16 protein-coding genes are annotated in these 13194 nt (G+C 62.3%); 10 read left to right on the forward strand and 6 right to left on the reverse strand.

The features are described from left to right. Window positions 1–64 precede the first annotated feature (64 nt). The 4 genes from ACT4OC_RS27270 to ACT4OC_RS27285 all read right to left on the reverse strand — a co-directional run bounded on the left by ACT4OC_RS27270 (window position 65) and on the right by ACT4OC_RS27285 (window position 4429). Entirely contained in the window at window positions 65–481 is a 417-nt protein-coding gene (locus tag ACT4OC_RS27270) for a hypothetical protein (RefSeq protein ID WP_444842155.1), read from the reverse strand. A gap of 174 nt (window positions 482–655) precedes the next feature. Continuing rightward, window positions 656–1918 carry a serine hydrolase domain-containing protein gene (locus ACT4OC_RS27275; RefSeq protein WP_444842156.1) on the reverse strand — a complete coding sequence of 421 codons (1263 nt, stop codon included), beginning with the start codon at window positions 1916–1918 and terminating at the stop codon, window positions 656–658. 88 nt (window positions 1919–2006) lie between these two features. Then, on the reverse strand, window positions 2007–2936 hold the full coding sequence (locus ACT4OC_RS27280) for a CobW family GTP-binding protein (protein WP_444842157.1): 930 nt from the start codon (window positions 2934–2936) through the stop codon (window positions 2007–2009). Between the two features lie 2 nt (window positions 2937–2938). Beyond that, window positions 2939–4429: an amidohydrolase family protein gene (locus ACT4OC_RS27285; protein WP_444842158.1), complete on the reverse strand. Its 1491-nt coding sequence runs from the start codon at window positions 4427–4429 to the stop codon at window positions 2939–2941. Between the two features lie 124 nt (window positions 4430–4553). On the opposite strand from ACT4OC_RS27285, the gene ACT4OC_RS27290 reads away from it, so the two are divergent. From ACT4OC_RS27290 to ACT4OC_RS27315, 6 genes are all read left to right on the forward strand, one after another. After that, complete coding sequence (locus tag ACT4OC_RS27290; protein ID WP_444842159.1) at window positions 4554–5525, forward strand: PaaI family thioesterase; 972 nt, start codon at window positions 4554–4556, stop codon at window positions 5523–5525. A 218-nt stretch (window positions 5526–5743) separates the two neighbouring features. Further along, window positions 5744–6421 (forward strand): hypothetical protein, encoded by a 678-nt coding sequence (locus tag ACT4OC_RS27295; protein ID WP_444842160.1) that lies wholly within the window; start codon window positions 5744–5746, stop codon window positions 6419–6421. Next, window positions 6402–6668: an HGGxSTG domain-containing protein gene (locus ACT4OC_RS27300; RefSeq protein WP_444842161.1), complete on the forward strand. Its 267-nt coding sequence runs from the start codon at window positions 6402–6404 to the stop codon at window positions 6666–6668. Before ACT4OC_RS27295 ends, ACT4OC_RS27300 begins: the two co-directional genes overlap by 20 nt. 188 nt (window positions 6669–6856) lie before the next feature. Beyond that, window positions 6857–7648, forward strand: a complete 792-nt coding sequence (locus ACT4OC_RS27305; protein WP_444842162.1) for a TIGR04255 family protein — start codon at window positions 6857–6859, stop codon at window positions 7646–7648. Window positions 7649–7651: 3 nt separating this feature from the next. Further along, a complete protein-coding gene (locus tag ACT4OC_RS27310) occupies window positions 7652–8248 on the forward strand; it encodes a helix-turn-helix domain-containing protein (RefSeq protein ID WP_444842163.1) in 597 nt (198 codons plus the stop codon). 7 nt (window positions 8249–8255) lie between these two features. Further along, window positions 8256–9104: a hypothetical protein gene (locus ACT4OC_RS27315; protein WP_444842164.1), complete on the forward strand. Its 849-nt coding sequence runs from the start codon at window positions 8256–8258 to the stop codon at window positions 9102–9104. Window positions 9105–9129: 25 nt separating this feature from the next. On the opposite strand, the gene ACT4OC_RS27320 is transcribed toward ACT4OC_RS27315, so the two are convergent. Continuing rightward, window positions 9130–10161 (reverse strand): DUF4238 domain-containing protein, encoded by a 1032-nt coding sequence (locus ACT4OC_RS27320; protein ID WP_444842165.1) that lies wholly within the window; start codon window positions 10159–10161, stop codon window positions 9130–9132. 567 nt (window positions 10162–10728) lie between these two features. On the opposite strand from ACT4OC_RS27320, the gene ACT4OC_RS27325 reads away from it, so the two are divergent. The 4 genes from ACT4OC_RS27325 (at window position 10729) to ACT4OC_RS27340 (ending at window position 12366) form a co-directional block, all read left to right on the forward strand. Then, the gene (locus ACT4OC_RS27325) at window positions 10729–10974 is read left to right on the forward strand and encodes an antitoxin MazE family protein (RefSeq protein WP_444842166.1); all 246 of its coding nucleotides are present in this window, start codon (window positions 10729–10731) and stop codon (window positions 10972–10974) included. Further along, window positions 10971–11315 (forward strand): type II toxin-antitoxin system PemK/MazF family toxin, encoded by a 345-nt coding sequence (locus ACT4OC_RS27330; protein WP_444842167.1) that lies wholly within the window; start codon window positions 10971–10973, stop codon window positions 11313–11315. Before ACT4OC_RS27325 ends, ACT4OC_RS27330 begins: the two co-directional genes overlap by 4 nt. A gap of 214 nt (window positions 11316–11529) precedes the next feature. Further along, complete coding sequence (locus ACT4OC_RS27335; protein WP_444842168.1) at window positions 11530–11847, forward strand: type II toxin-antitoxin system TacA family antitoxin; 318 nt, start codon at window positions 11530–11532, stop codon at window positions 11845–11847. A gap of 3 nt (window positions 11848–11850) precedes the next feature. Further along, window positions 11851–12366, forward strand: coding sequence for a GNAT family N-acetyltransferase (locus ACT4OC_RS27340; protein WP_444842169.1), 516 nt, complete (start codon window positions 11851–11853; stop codon window positions 12364–12366). 81 nt (window positions 12367–12447) lie between these two features. On the opposite strand, the gene ACT4OC_RS27345 is transcribed toward ACT4OC_RS27340, so the two are convergent. Next, complete coding sequence (locus tag ACT4OC_RS27345; RefSeq protein WP_444842170.1) at window positions 12448–13086, reverse strand: LuxR C-terminal-related transcriptional regulator; 639 nt, start codon at window positions 13084–13086, stop codon at window positions 12448–12450. Window positions 13087–13194 lie beyond the last annotated feature (108 nt).

Genomic DNA, 13194 nt, shown 5'->3' on the forward strand with positions numbered 1-13194 from the left:
AGCATCGGCCGAGGTTGTATCATCAAAGCCCGCCGGCGCAATCGGCGATGCCGGCGGCGAACCTCTACGACCGCGAGCGCAGCGGCTTCCTGCGCAGCGATCTCACGCCCTTGCTGCGCGCGATGATGGCGCGGCGCTTGGAAGTGCTCGGGAAAAATGCGATCGCTTCCGGCGCGCATGCGTCGAAGTCCCAGGCCGGCTGCTGTTCGGTCTCATGCCTCAGGCCGCGCAGCACGAAGCTGGTACGCCGCACCGGCTGCCGCGTGACGCCCTCCGCGATGCGCGCGACCTCGTCCGAGAAATGGATATCGATGACCGCCGCGCGGTATTCCGACGTGGCCCAGCCCCGGAGCTCGCCGCCGGCGATGTCCAGAATCTCGAACCCGGCAAAGACGTCGTCATAGACGCGGGCGCCCAGCGCGAAACTGAGCCTGGCCTGAATTGCAAGTTGCTGAATTTCAGTCGGACGGAAGGTCGTCATGGCGAAGATGCCCCGAAGTAGCGCCGTTTGAGTATGTCGCTTGGCGAGCCAAAAGGTTCTGCATCCGGCTACGCGCCATCAGGTGAAATAACAGGCAGCCTGCGGGGTTAATGCCACTTCACGAGGTTATTACCGCGGGCGGCGGCCATTTATTCAAACTGACAATCCGTATCGTCAGACCCGGCGGGCAGCGCGGCAAATGCCGTGCTCGAATTCGCGGTAAACCTTCAGCGCCTGTCGGTCGGCGAACGGCAAAATCTGCATCATGATGACGCCGGCCACGCGCGTCGCCGGGTCGATCCAGTAATAGGTGTTGTATAGCCCCGCCCAGGTGAGGCTGCCGGCCTTGCGGCCGCCGGCCACGGCATCGGCATTGATCATGTGGCCGAGCCCCCAGCGCAGCCGCGTGCCGGGGAAGAAATCGACGTCGTTCGACAGCGCCGGGTTGGTCGTCTTCATGATGCCGGCTTCGAGATGGCCGATCTGGTTCAGGGCCATCTGCGCCACGGTTTCGGCCTTGAGGATCTTCGTCCCGGCGAGGCTGCCGCCGCTCAGCAGCGCCTGCAACAGCCTCAGATAATCGGGCGCGGTGGAATAGATGCCGCCGCCGCCCGAGAAAGCGGCCGGCGCCTCCAGCTTCTCGAACGGCTGCGCCACCAGTCTGCCGTCGGCGCCGCGCCGGTGCAGCCGCGCCTGCCGCGCCCGTTGCTTCTCGGTGATGGTGAATCCGGTGTCGTTCATCCCGAGCGGCCCGGTGATGTTGTCGCGGAAATAGCGATCGATGCCCTGCCCGCTCGCGATCTCCACCATGCGGCTGACGCGGTCGATGCTGCTGCCATAGGCCCATTTCGCGCCCGGCTCGAACATCAGCGGCGTGCGCGGCAGGTCCTTGCCCTTCTTAGCTCGCACGAACTGGACGTAGCGCAGCACGTTCGTGTCCCACAGCGGATACGACAGACCGGAGGTGTGCGTCAGCAGATTGCGCAGCGTCAGGTGCTCGCGCGCTTCGCGCAGCTGCGGCGCGCCCTTGTCGTCGAAGCCGGTGAGAACGCGCGGCGCCGACAGCACGGGATCGATATTGCCGGCCGGCTCGTCCAGCTTCAGGCGGCCGCGCTCGACCAGCTGCATCGCCGCCACCGACGTCAGCAGCTTCACCATCGAGGCGATGCGGAAGACCGTGTCGGTGCTCATGCGCGCATCCGCCCCCGCCCCGCGCAGGCCGACGGCGCCTTCGTAGAGCAGCGAATCGGCGCTCGCTGCCATCGCAACCACGCCGGGGATTTCGCGGGCGGCGACGGCGGCGTGCAGGGATCTGTCGATGTCGCCGCTGCGCGTGGATCTCAGGGATGGCGAGGCCAGCGCCGGCACAGCCGGAAGCAGGCTTGCAGACGCAAGCGCCGCGGTTCTGAGCAGGGCATCACGGCGGGTGATCGTCATTCGCTAAGGGGCAAGCCGTCGGACTCAGCCGAGAATATCACGAAATCGCGCGCGAGGGCGACAGCGTTATCGAACAGGTCAAGTCCGATCAGCCGACGACGCACGCCTGCATGATGTCATCGATCTCGGCCGCCGAGAGAACCCCGATCTCGGCAACGAAGACGATCCGCACCCGCGGCACTCCGGCCGGACGCGCCCCGCCCGGCGCCAGCGTCGCCCGCCCGCCGGCGAGCTGAAACACCATCAGGCGGCCGGGCTGCTCCACCGTTTGGAACAGGCCTTTGGCGCGCGCGAGCTTCGGCGCCAGACGGCCGATCGCCTGCTGCAGGCGCGGCAGCGACACCGGCCGCTCCGATGTCCAGCTCAGCGTTTCGAACCGATCGGCCGCCGGCCGCCGCGGCCTGACCTCGCGCGGTGCCAGCGCGCGGTCGACGTCCACCGGAAAGACCAGAGCGGCCGGGACTTCGCCATTGAGGGCATCTACCACCACGGCCGCCGGGTGCAGCGCGCGAACGGCCTCGCGCAGTTCCGCGCGAGCGGCTGCGCCCGCCAGATCGACCTTGCTGAGCGCCACCACATCGGCCGCCCGCAGCTGGGAACGCAACAGCGCGTCGTCGTTCAACGCCTCCGCCGTTGTCGTCGCGTCGAGCACACACAGCACCGTTTCCAGCGGCGCTTCCTGCCAGATCAGGGGATCCATCAGGTTGCGGACGATATCGGCGGGATCGGCGATGCCGCTGGTCTCGATCACGATGAACTCCGGCCGCGGGTCGCGCCGCAGCAGCGCGGCGAGCGTGCGCAGGAGATCGCCTTCCAGCGAGCAGCAGATGCAGCCATTGGCGAGGCTGACTACGCCATTGCTGGCGCCGGCGATCAGCTCCGCGTCGATATTGATCGCGCCGAAATCGTTGACCACGGCGGCGATGCGCCGCCCTTCCGCATGCGCCAGCAGATGATTGACGACCGTGGTCTTGCCGGCGCCGAGGAAGCCCGTCACCAGGAGGATCGGGACCGGCACGATCAGCTCGCGGCAACGGGCCGGCGCACCGGCTTACCCGGTCGCGCGGCCACGTCCAATACGCCGTCCGATATCAGCGGCTGGCCGCTGACGATCAGATGCCGCACACCCTCCGACGGACGGTTCATCGCCGAGAACGTCGCGCGATCGGAGAGCTTCTCGAAATCGAACACGACGATGTCGGCGTCCGCGCCCGCCTGCAGCCTGCCCTTGGCACGCATCGCGGGCGTGCTCGCGGAAAGGATCTCCGCCGGGATCAGCCCGCATTTGCGTAACCCTTCCAGCAGCGACACTTTCCGCCGCTCGCGCACCCATTCGCGGATGAAACGGGTGAAGCAGCCGGCGGAGCGCGGATGCGAGGTGGCGTCCTCCGGCAGCGGCCAGGCCTCGCCGGTGTAGGGCTTGCCGTCCGACAGCGTCCAGGGCATTGCGTCGGAGGCGATGGCGCCACCGGGATACAGCACCGCCATGTCGAGGAGGTCGCGATGATGCGGATTGTTCTCGATATCCAGGACATGCCACAGCACGAGCGTCGAGGGCTCCTGCTTCTGGGCGGCCAGCAGCTCCTCCCGGTCGCGGAAGCGCTTGCCGTCGGTGACGCGCTGCACGGAATCGTAGCCGAGGCCGTTGCGCGCCTCGAACTCGGGATCGCTGAAGAAGGCCGCGGCCAGCACGGTCGAGCCGGTGCCGTAGGGATAGGCTTCCACGGTGATCGGAAGGCCTTGCGCCTGCGCCTTGGCGATCAGCGCCACGCAACGCTCGATGTCGGTCTTGCTCGACGAATTGAAGTGACAGATGTGCATGTGCGCGCCGGTGGCGCCGGCATAGCCGATCAGGCGGATATAGGCCTCGGCCGCACTCTCGGGATCGATGCGCGACATGTAGGCGACATGCGTGAAGGTCGCGACATTGTGCGCGGCCGCGAGCTGGCACACCGCGGTCAGTTCCTGCACGCCGGCGCCCGGCGCATAAGCGTTGAGAATGCCGATGCCGATGCCGCCCTCGTTCAGGCCGACGGCAAGGCGATCCAGAATCCCGGCAACCTCCGCTTCGCTCGCCACGTTGTCGATCCAGCGCCGGTCGCGCATGGCGTTGCCGAACGCCTCCAGCGAGCTTTCCGCGTTCGAGCCGGTCATCGCGCCGATGCGCGCAAAGGCCCAGTTGGCGGCGGCGCCGTAATTGAGCACGCGCCCCTTGTCGGCCTGGCGCCGATACCAGGATGACACCGGCAGCACGCCGGCCTCGAGGTCGAGCGTCGTCGTCACGCCGTCGAACGCCTGCATGCGGTCGGCGGGAATCGACTGGCCATGTGCGTGCAGGTCGATGAAGCCCGGCGCCACCACGAGCCCGGTCGCGTCGATCGTCCGCTCGGCGCTGCCGAGCCCGGTGCCGACGCCGGCGATCCGGCCGTCGACGACCGCCACGTCGCCGATGGCGTCCATTCCGCTCGCGGGATCCACCACCCGGCCGCCACTGATCACCAAGCCGCCCATATATTGCACTCCCGCATGCCGCCTCGAATCCAATAGAGGCAGATTTTTGCCACCACAACCACCTCCGCCGATGCCGGCGCCTCATGCGTATTGCCGGATCGCGCCGGCATGCTAAACCGCCGTCATGTCCGAAATCTCGACCTATGACGGCCAGCCGCTGCCGTTCGAACAACTGGTAAGAGCCATCGCCGAACGCCGCTCGACCTATGGCCGTGCCAGCGGACTTCGCATCGATCGCGCCGAGCGCGGCGAAGCCTGGTCCAGCCTGCCCTACCAGACCGTGTTCGCCGGCGACACCGAAACCGGCGTGATCCACGGCGGCGTCGTCACCGCCATGCTCGACGAAAGCTGCGGCATGGCGGTGCAGCTCGCGCTCGACGGCAGCCGCGCCATCGCGACGCTCGACCTGCGCATCGACTACCAGAAGCCGGCCAAACCCGGCCTCGACGTCAAGGCACACGCGGTCTGCTATCACGTCACGCGCTCGATCGCCTTCGTGCGCGCGACCGCCTATCAGGAGACCGAGCAGGACCCGGTCGCCACGGCGGCTGCCTGCTTCATGGTCGGCGCCAACCGCACCAACATGCTGCAGGACAGGGCGGCTCACGAGGTGCCCCTTCTCGACGCGCCCGAAGAGGAGTCGGGCCCGTTCGCCAAAAGTCCCTTCGCCCGCTGCCTCGGCATCCGCGTCACCGGGGACGGCGTGCTGCACATGCCCTTCTCGCCGAAGATCATCGGCAATCCGATCCTGCCCGCCATCCACGGCGGCATCACCGGCGCGTTCCTGGAGACGACGGCGATCGTCGGCGTGGCGCGCGAGCTCGGCAGTGCAACGCCGCCGAAGCCGATCGGGCTGACCATCAACTATCTGCGCTCCGGCCGCGCGCTCGACAGCTTTGCGAATGTCTCGATCGTCCGGCAAGGCCAGCGCATCGTCGCCTTCCAGGCCCAGGCCTGGCAGGAGGATGCGGCCAAGCCGATCGCGACGGCGTTCGGGCATTTCAGGCTGAGGCAGGCGGAAAGGGATTCGGAAGCTGCGCCTGCGACAGGTGCGCTGGGCCAAATTATCGAAAACAACCCCATGCAAAGTAGCTGATGGCTGCCGGCATTCGGAAAAACAGCTTGACGCGTCGGGCAAATCAGGGGTATTCTTTCAATATTCCGAAATCGTGTAAACAACCCGCCGCCCCGCAACGGGCCGCGTCGCTTGCGATTGCGGTCTAAACATCCACACCCGCCATTGAAACTGCACCGGCTCGCCGCGGCGAACGCTTCGCCTCGCGCGTGGCCGCGCGCCTGCCAGGGAGTATCGACATGAACACCGCACCGGACCTCGCCATGCCAACGGCGATCGCCGTAACCGACCCGACCAGCGCTGCCGCGGCCCCGCGGATCAAGCTTATGCCGCACGGATTCTCCATCGACCACCCCGATCCCGAACTCGGCGAACAGCTGATGGCGAAAGCGCTGGGGGTGGCCGACCGCGACGCGATGGATGGCATCCTCCGGCAACTGGTGAGGGCCAGCATCAGCGGCGGGAGCGTCGATGAGGTCAATCTCTCCTTCATGATCGCGATGGTGAAGAGCATCCGCCCCCGGGATTCCGTCGAGGCCATGCTGGTGGCGCAGATGGTGTCGGTTCACGTGATGGCGATGCGATGCGCCCAGCACCTGGCGACTGCGAACGACATCGCCCAGCACGACGGCGCCGCGCGCGCCTTGGGCCGGCTCGCCCGCACGTTTCCCGCCCAGATCGAGGCGCTCGCCCGCCATCGAGCCCATGGCGAGCCTGCCATCACCGTGCAGAACGTCTCGGTCGGCGACGGCGGCAAGGCCATCGTCGGCAACGTCACGCAGCATGCGAGCGTGATCGTATCGGAGAAAAAACCGGCGCCGGCGGCGCGGAATGCGCCGAGGGCCCCGGGTTCAAGCGACGGCGCGATTCCGCCGATGCCAAGCGGGAAGCACAGGCATGAGCGATCACATCGGTAACACCGGCCCGATGCTGGCGAGCCCGCGGTGCGGCGCCAAGACCCGCTGCGGCGCCGCCTGCCGCTCCCCGGCGGTGCACGGCAAGAAGCGCTGCCGCATGCACGGCGGTGCACCGGGATCCGGCGCGCCAACGGCGAACCGGAACGCGCGCAAGCACGGCCTGTTCACCGGGGATGCGATCGCCGAGCGAAGGGGGATACAAGAGTTGTTGGGCGAAGCGCGGAAGCTGTTGGAAGAGATGAAGTAAGCGCCGATCGCAATGAGCGCGCAACGCTGCCACGAAAGCGGAATGGATCAACGGGCCGATAAAGGGGCTCACCACTACGCGACCCTTTCCTACTAAAAGGACCATGTTTTATGGAACATTTTAACCTTTCTTCCACTTGTAAAGTCGAATGTAAAGTGTCAAGTAAAGCGTCAAGCGAAGGGGATCCGATGAGCAAGAAAATGAGCCGCGCGCCGGTGTATCTTGGCTTGGCGCAGGTCCGGTTTAACCGGCTTCTAGCTTTGGATAACTACGCGCCCACAATACAGGAAGCGTTGCGGAAGTTGGGATATCCCGACTTCAGGAAGGTGATGGCCCAAACCTTCAGCCTGAATTTGGCGGGATCGATGGAGGGCGGACAAGCCGTGCCCGCGACTGCCGTTGCTCAGTACGTGTTTTCCAACATGGAAAAAACGCTCGGGTTCATCCTGCTTCAGGATTCCCTGACCTATATGGCAACCGAATACGATGTATTCGAAACTTTCTCGCAGCGGCTTCTCGAAGGGCTGCGGATTATCGACTCGACCGTCGGCGGCCTGAGCTATACGGACCGAGTGGGTGTTCGTTACCTCGACGCGGTTTTTCCTGACACGGGAGATGAGCTTTCTGACTACCTGAATCCCTCCGTGTTCGGATTGGTTGGAAAGATCGGCGGTGAGCTTACGCATTCCTTTTTTGAAACCCGAAGCCAGCTAAAAAATGCGACCATTGTATCCAGGGTTATTGTCCAACCCGGTCCGGTTGGTATACCTGCCGATTTACAACCACTCCTGTTCGAGTTGCCCGAGCGCTTTAAAAAGCTAAATGGCCTGCATGCGATCCTAGACAATGACGGTTTTACCGAGTCGCGAATGAAATATGACGGCGCAAGATTAAAATCAGAGCTATTTATGCTGCATGATGAAATTGAGAGAGTTTTTAAACTCACAGTTACGTCTCACGCTTTGGAAAAATGGAAGTGATTCATGACAGCCCTCCCTAGCACACCGACTGCGCGTTGGTTTTCAGGTGCTGTTTTTGCTGCCGCCACTGTTGCCTTGCAGGTCGGAACTGGCGGCCTCGCAACAGGCGAGTATTATCGCGCCAAAGGCGACAAGGGATATGCCTTTGCACGCTACGATTCTCCCGAAAAGCAAAACGTTACCGAGCGCACGCCAACTGAGGATATTGCGCGTGTCCGCGAAGTTCTCAAATTGACCGTCACCGAGCTCGCAACTGTTGTCGGAGTTTCGCGACAGGCTGTATACGACTGGCTATCGGGGAAACCGGTTGCTGCCGACAATGCCGATAAGCTTTCGAGCTTGGGCCGCGCTGCGGACGCAGTAGCGGCAGAAGTGCCAAATCCAGTGTTTGCGCTTCGCAGAAAGTTAGCTGGCGGCAAGACGTTTATTGAATTTGTGAAGGACGGGGGCGACGCAGAGCACGCAGCGCTTACGCTTGTGTCGATGCTTCGACGGGAGAGTGAACAAAGGGATCGACTGCAAGCACGGCTTGCGGCGCGAAAAGACCGAAAGATAGGATCCGCCGTAATGGGTGTGCCGATGCACAATGAGGAAAGCTAGCTGAGGCATGGCCATTTGGGATAGCAGCACCAAATGGCGTCAAGGCCATCTATTGCCCAAACAGGCGCTCAGCGAATTGGGTCTCTTGACGGGCGACGATTCCGAATCCACCATCGCCATTGTCATATCGCATGATTGCGATTTGTCTCAACCGCCGGATACCGAACCAACGATTGAGGTTATTGTCGGTCGCAAGGTCGGCAAGGTGGATGGCAATTACACTTTTGCAAAGAATACTCGTCGGCTTCATCTCGAATGTTCATCCGGCTCAACGCCTATCTTGATAGATATTTCCGCTACAGCGAAGATGGCGATTCCAAAAAATTCTCTACTGCAGCACGACCCCGACTCGCATGTGCATCTGTCGTACGAAGAACTAGTCATACTCCAACGGTGGTTAGTTGCACGGTACCAGCGGTCCGCGTTCGCAGATGAGTTCAATCGACGGCTGAGATCAACTGGCGTTGAAAGTGGCTTGAAAGCCATAAGCGCCAAGTTCGGCAAATATCTTCGCGCGTTGTTTTTCGACGTTGACGAAGGGCGGGAAAATGAACGCAGCGGCGATAACGACGCTTACGATCTTGTCGTCACCTTGCTTTATGACACCGACAATGATCCCGAAGTGGCCGAAGCGAAAGCCGAGGAAGCCCGCCAAGCGATAGAGAGGCTCTTTGCGGAGAAGTGTCGTCAAGGCTGGGTATGGAAGAACATCGAGCTGCGCTCATGCGAAGTGATGGCCGACCGGGCATTGTCGTTTCGTGACGCACAATCATTTAAGGAATGGCGTTCCGAACATGTGAGCTTGAAAGCCAGTCCCGCGCAACCATCGTTGCATGGCGATGCAGCGTCGCGGTGATGCCGCCCCATCTACCGAGGCCAGCCTATACGGACTTTAGAGCGACGATTTTAGTGTCCTTGGCTGGTTTGCCAGCCGACATGAAATCGTCGTCCTGGAGCAACGTAGCACCACTCTTAAGCTCTCGTGACTCACCCCGTGCGTACTTGAATACGTGGTCGTCGGCGTAAACCTGCCGGATCGCGTTGCCAATCATATGGCTGTTTATCTCGGCCACCGCGACAGCATCTGCATTGACCACGGTCTCGTCGCCCTCCGCACGCCCTCGCAGGGCGAGCTTTGGTGAGAGTGGAAACAGTATCTCCGAATTTGTCTCAGCGAGGCCTGGTCGATCGGCGTGTTCCTGACCATCAGTCCAGCGAATACAGACCGGGTCGTCGGTCGTTACAAACCCGCCTGAGTTATCAGGAGCGACTACGGTCTGCCACTTCTTGTCCCAGAGCAGCTTGGCCGCATGGTCGTGGTGATCGATCTCCGCAGCAATAATCGACTCTTTGGGAACCGTGATTGTCGACTCTGTTAGTTCGCTCCTCAGCTCTTCAAGCGTGAACTCGGGCTCCTTGCCGCCTTTTTTCATGTCGGCGACATACTTGTCGTAGTTCTCTTTTCTACCGAAGAAATTTTTGGCAAAATTCCCGATGACTTCGCCCATTACTTGCCGACGTTTTGGATTTCTCAACGTCATTGCTGCCATGAGGTTCACAATTGCTGATCGGTCGCCTTGGTCGGCAATCGACTTATTCGCTATTACCCGGTCCAGATGGGGAGCGGTTTCACCCTCAAATTCAGACAACACGTTCTCGACGGCGTTAGCGTCCATACCCTCAACATCGATGCGGTTGAAATCACGCTGTGCTGCGACGCCGAGAGGTTTGGAGCGATACGTCTCCTTTTTCTCACGGTCGAACACTAAGAGCATGTCTTTGGCTCCCGTGAACTTGCGCAAGTAGAACTGTGGCACGTAGTGCTGCTTTCGGGGCGCTGCGCCTTTTGCTTGTAGAGCCACTATCCACCCTCGCGAAAAGTCGCTTCCGCATCCGTGGAACATTGCGTCCATGCGCTTTGTGGAAGCTGTTTCACGGCGCGTGTCGTCGTGCCTTGACTGGACACGTATGCTGCTCGCGACATGTCATCCTTGTTTCTTCGACAAGGTTGGAATTTTCCAACAACCTTCATTTACCAGCGCACTCTCTTCGAAGGACCCGTTGGGACCCCACGCACCCGCGTGGACGTGTGAGGGTGGCATGGTGGGAAACTTCTGTGCTGTACCCCACCGTTCCGCACTTCAAAAAAAGACAAGTGCTAGTCCGTAGGCAAGAAGCAAGCCGTCAGGACAGTTGGAGCGGAGGGCGTGAATTTGCCTTAGCTGTTAGCATCGCGGAGGCTGGCATTTTGAACCAGCACAAATCGCCGCGTACGCCGATGTCTATTTCACGGATATTAGACGGCATGTCGATCAACAAATAAGCTATTGATCTGCTGGCGCGCCACTCCGAGTAAAACTGCGTACTCCTACATCATTGAAATAACGATGTAATTTTGGATTCTCAAGAGCTCGAAGGTGCTTGGCAGAGTCCTCTCGATCATGTAAAGGTTACATGTAACCAAATCGGGGAAACTTGTCATGGCGTCGGCATCGAAGCCAAGGTCTTCCCGCGCCAAGTCTTCCCGAGTGAAGGTACGGGCGCATCGCGAACGGCTGCGCAGGCAAGGACTGCGCCCGATCCAGATTTGGGTCCCGGACGTGCGTGCGCCTGCGTTCCGCTCGGCGGCGCACCGCCAGTCGCTTGCCGTTGCCGCCAGTTCTCGCGGCCGCGACGATCAGGCGTTCATCGATTCCGTCTCGGCGTTGACTTCGGATGATGAATGAAGCGCGGCGATATCTGGACCGTCGCAGGCGGCAAGGGGTATGCGGGCAAGGCGAGACCCGTCGTCATCGTTCAGGACGACAGTTTCGACGCAACGGCCTCCATCACGATCTGCGCGTTCACGACGGACGAGACCGATGCACCGCTGTTCAGGCTCCCTGTCGTACCGAATGAACGCAACGGATTGCACGCGCCCTGCCGTCTCATGGTGGACAAGATAACCACCGTTCCGAAATCCAAGATCGGGACGCGGATCGGGCGCCTGGACGATGAGGATGTCGTGCGCCTCAATCAGGCGGTGCTCGTGTTCCTCGGACTGGCAACATCGCCGAGAAGCAAATAGCGGGTGTGAGCAATCAATTCCACCTCGCCCACCACCTACGCCGCCGTTGGCTTGCGGGCCTTCTTCGCTCGCACTGGATCGCATCCCCGTGTTTGAGCGCGGGCGGCAATTGATCGCCCCCCATCGTATTGCAAAACGCGCTACAAGCTTTATATTGCTGCCATGGAGGTCCCTCATGCCCCGACCCGTTGAGCGCAAGGAGCATCCGCTTTCGATGCGGCTGCCGGAAACCGACATTGCCGTCATCGACCGGGCAGCGGCGCTGCGCGGCCGCTCGCGCACGGACTTCGTGCGCGACGCAGCGGTGCGGGCGGCCGAGGACGTGCTGATGGAGACGATGCCCATCCGGATGAGCCCTGCCGGCTTCAAGGCGTTCATGGCGGCACTGTCCGGGCCGGCCGTCCCCGTGCCGGAAATGGTCGAACTCTTTCAGCGCGCGGCGCCATGGGAGACGCGTTCGAGCGAAGTGGATACCGGCCTGCTTGAAGAGAACGCGTCGAGGAAGAAGGGCGGCTCGAACAAGAAGGGCTGAGACTTGGCCATCTCCGGCCCCGAACCAATGACGCCGGCTCATATCCTGGACGAGTTCTCCTGCGGCAAGCCGTCTCTCGATCGGTGGCTCAAGACGCGGGCGCTCTCCAATCAGGAGAAGGGCTTTACGGCCGTTCTTGTCGTCCACGAGATGAATCGGGTCGTCGGCTATTATGGCCTTGCGCCAACAGCCATCCTGCCGTCACGCGTGCCGCGCTCCATCCGGACCGGTCAACCGCCCGACCCTGTTCCCTGTCTGCTGCTGGGACAGCTAGCGACGGATCGGAACTGGATCGGAAAGGGCATCGGCACCGGCCTGCTCAAGCACGCGTTGCAACGGTGCGTCACGGCCGCGGGCCTCATCGGAGGGCGCGCGCTGATCGTCAACGCAGTCGACGAGGAAGCTGCCGCGTTCTGGACACGACGCGGCTTCGTTCCCTCGAAAGACGATCCGCTAATCCTCTTCAGATCGATCGCCGACATTGCCGCATCGCTTCGCTCGGCGCGTCGGGTATCATAGCGTCGGCATGTCCTGGTGCGAGCTCGATCACTGCTCACGACGGAGCGGATTGCAAAACCGCGACTTCGCATCGCCGCCCGCTCAGCGCTGCGAGATGACGAGCGCCGCCAGCACGGTGCGGTTGTGGATCGCGAGCTTCTGGTAGATGTTGTGGAGGTGCACCTTGATCGTGCCCTGGGAAATGCTCAGCCGGCGCGCGATTGCCTTGTTCGGCAATCCCTCGGAAACCAGACGCATGATCTCGCGCTCGCGCTCCGTCAGCGCGGACAGCATATTCTCGGCGATGGCGCCGCTTGCTTCCTTGTCGGCTGCCGGAACCAGACCCGGCGCCGGCCCCGGCAGCAAGGTGCCGCCGGCCGCGACCACCCTCAGCGACTGCACCACGGTCTTGGCGCTCGCATGCTTCGGAATCACGCTGCAGGCACCGGCTGCGATGGCCGCGGCGAGATCGCCATGCTCGATTTCCGGGGTGAAGAAGACCAGCCGCGTGCGAAAATTGCCGGCGCCGGCAATGGCGAGGATCTCGGACGCCGTCACGTCGGGCAACGAGTCCTCGATAAGTGCGACATCGGGGGCGAAAGTCCGGATCGCCTCGACGCAGCTCATTCCGTCACTGCACGACGCAACGATCTCGAAATCGGGCAGCGTCGCGAACACTGACGCCAAGCCCTGCAGAACGATGGGATATCGATCTGCGATTACCAGCCGGGTGCAACGCATGAGTGGCCCTCAGCAGCCCTCCCCGTTCGAACCCCGTGAACCCCAAGATATTCGAGGTATCGTTGCGGCATTGCACCACGCGATGCACGACCAGTATATAACAAATGG

Origin of the sequence: Bradyrhizobium sp., from assembly GCF_052389815.1 — a bacterium.
Lineage (GTDB): Bacteria > Pseudomonadota > Alphaproteobacteria > Rhizobiales > Xanthobacteraceae > Bradyrhizobium.

What these genes read in the sequence shown, in the direction of transcription:
- ACT4OC_RS27270 (WP_444842155.1), bottom strand. Translation starts at nt 481, where the DNA reads ATGACGACCTTCCGTCCGACTGAAATTCAGCAACTTGCAATTCAGGCC.
- ACT4OC_RS27275 (WP_444842156.1), bottom strand. Translation starts at nt 1,918, where the DNA reads ATGACGATCACCCGCCGTGATGCCCTGCTCAGAACCGCGGCGCTTGCG.
- ACT4OC_RS27285 (WP_444842158.1), bottom strand. Translation starts at nt 4,429, where the DNA reads ATGGGCGGCTTGGTGATCAGTGGCGGCCGGGTGGTGGATCCCGCGAGC.
- ACT4OC_RS27290 (WP_444842159.1), top strand. Translation starts at nt 4,554, where the DNA reads ATGTCCGAAATCTCGACCTATGACGGCCAGCCGCTGCCGTTCGAACAA.
- ACT4OC_RS27295 (WP_444842160.1), top strand. Translation starts at nt 5,744, where the DNA reads ATGAACACCGCACCGGACCTCGCCATGCCAACGGCGATCGCCGTAACC.
- ACT4OC_RS27300 (WP_444842161.1), top strand. Translation starts at nt 6,402, where the DNA reads ATGAGCGATCACATCGGTAACACCGGCCCGATGCTGGCGAGCCCGCGG.
- ACT4OC_RS27305 (WP_444842162.1), top strand. Translation starts at nt 6,857, where the DNA reads ATGAGCAAGAAAATGAGCCGCGCGCCGGTGTATCTTGGCTTGGCGCAG.
- ACT4OC_RS27310 (WP_444842163.1), top strand. Translation starts at nt 7,652, where the DNA reads ATGACAGCCCTCCCTAGCACACCGACTGCGCGTTGGTTTTCAGGTGCT.
- ACT4OC_RS27315 (WP_444842164.1), top strand. Translation starts at nt 8,256, where the DNA reads ATGGCCATTTGGGATAGCAGCACCAAATGGCGTCAAGGCCATCTATTG.
- ACT4OC_RS27320 (WP_444842165.1), bottom strand. Translation starts at nt 10,161, where the DNA reads ATGGACGCAATGTTCCACGGATGCGGAAGCGACTTTTCGCGAGGGTGG.
- ACT4OC_RS27325 (WP_444842166.1), top strand. Translation starts at nt 10,729, where the DNA reads ATGGCGTCGGCATCGAAGCCAAGGTCTTCCCGCGCCAAGTCTTCCCGA.
- ACT4OC_RS27330 (WP_444842167.1), top strand. Translation starts at nt 10,971, where the DNA reads ATGAAGCGCGGCGATATCTGGACCGTCGCAGGCGGCAAGGGGTATGCG.
- ACT4OC_RS27335 (WP_444842168.1), top strand. Translation starts at nt 11,530, where the DNA reads ATGCGGCTGCCGGAAACCGACATTGCCGTCATCGACCGGGCAGCGGCG.
- ACT4OC_RS27345 (WP_444842170.1), bottom strand. Translation starts at nt 13,086, where the DNA reads ATGCGTTGCACCCGGCTGGTAATCGCAGATCGATATCCCATCGTTCTG.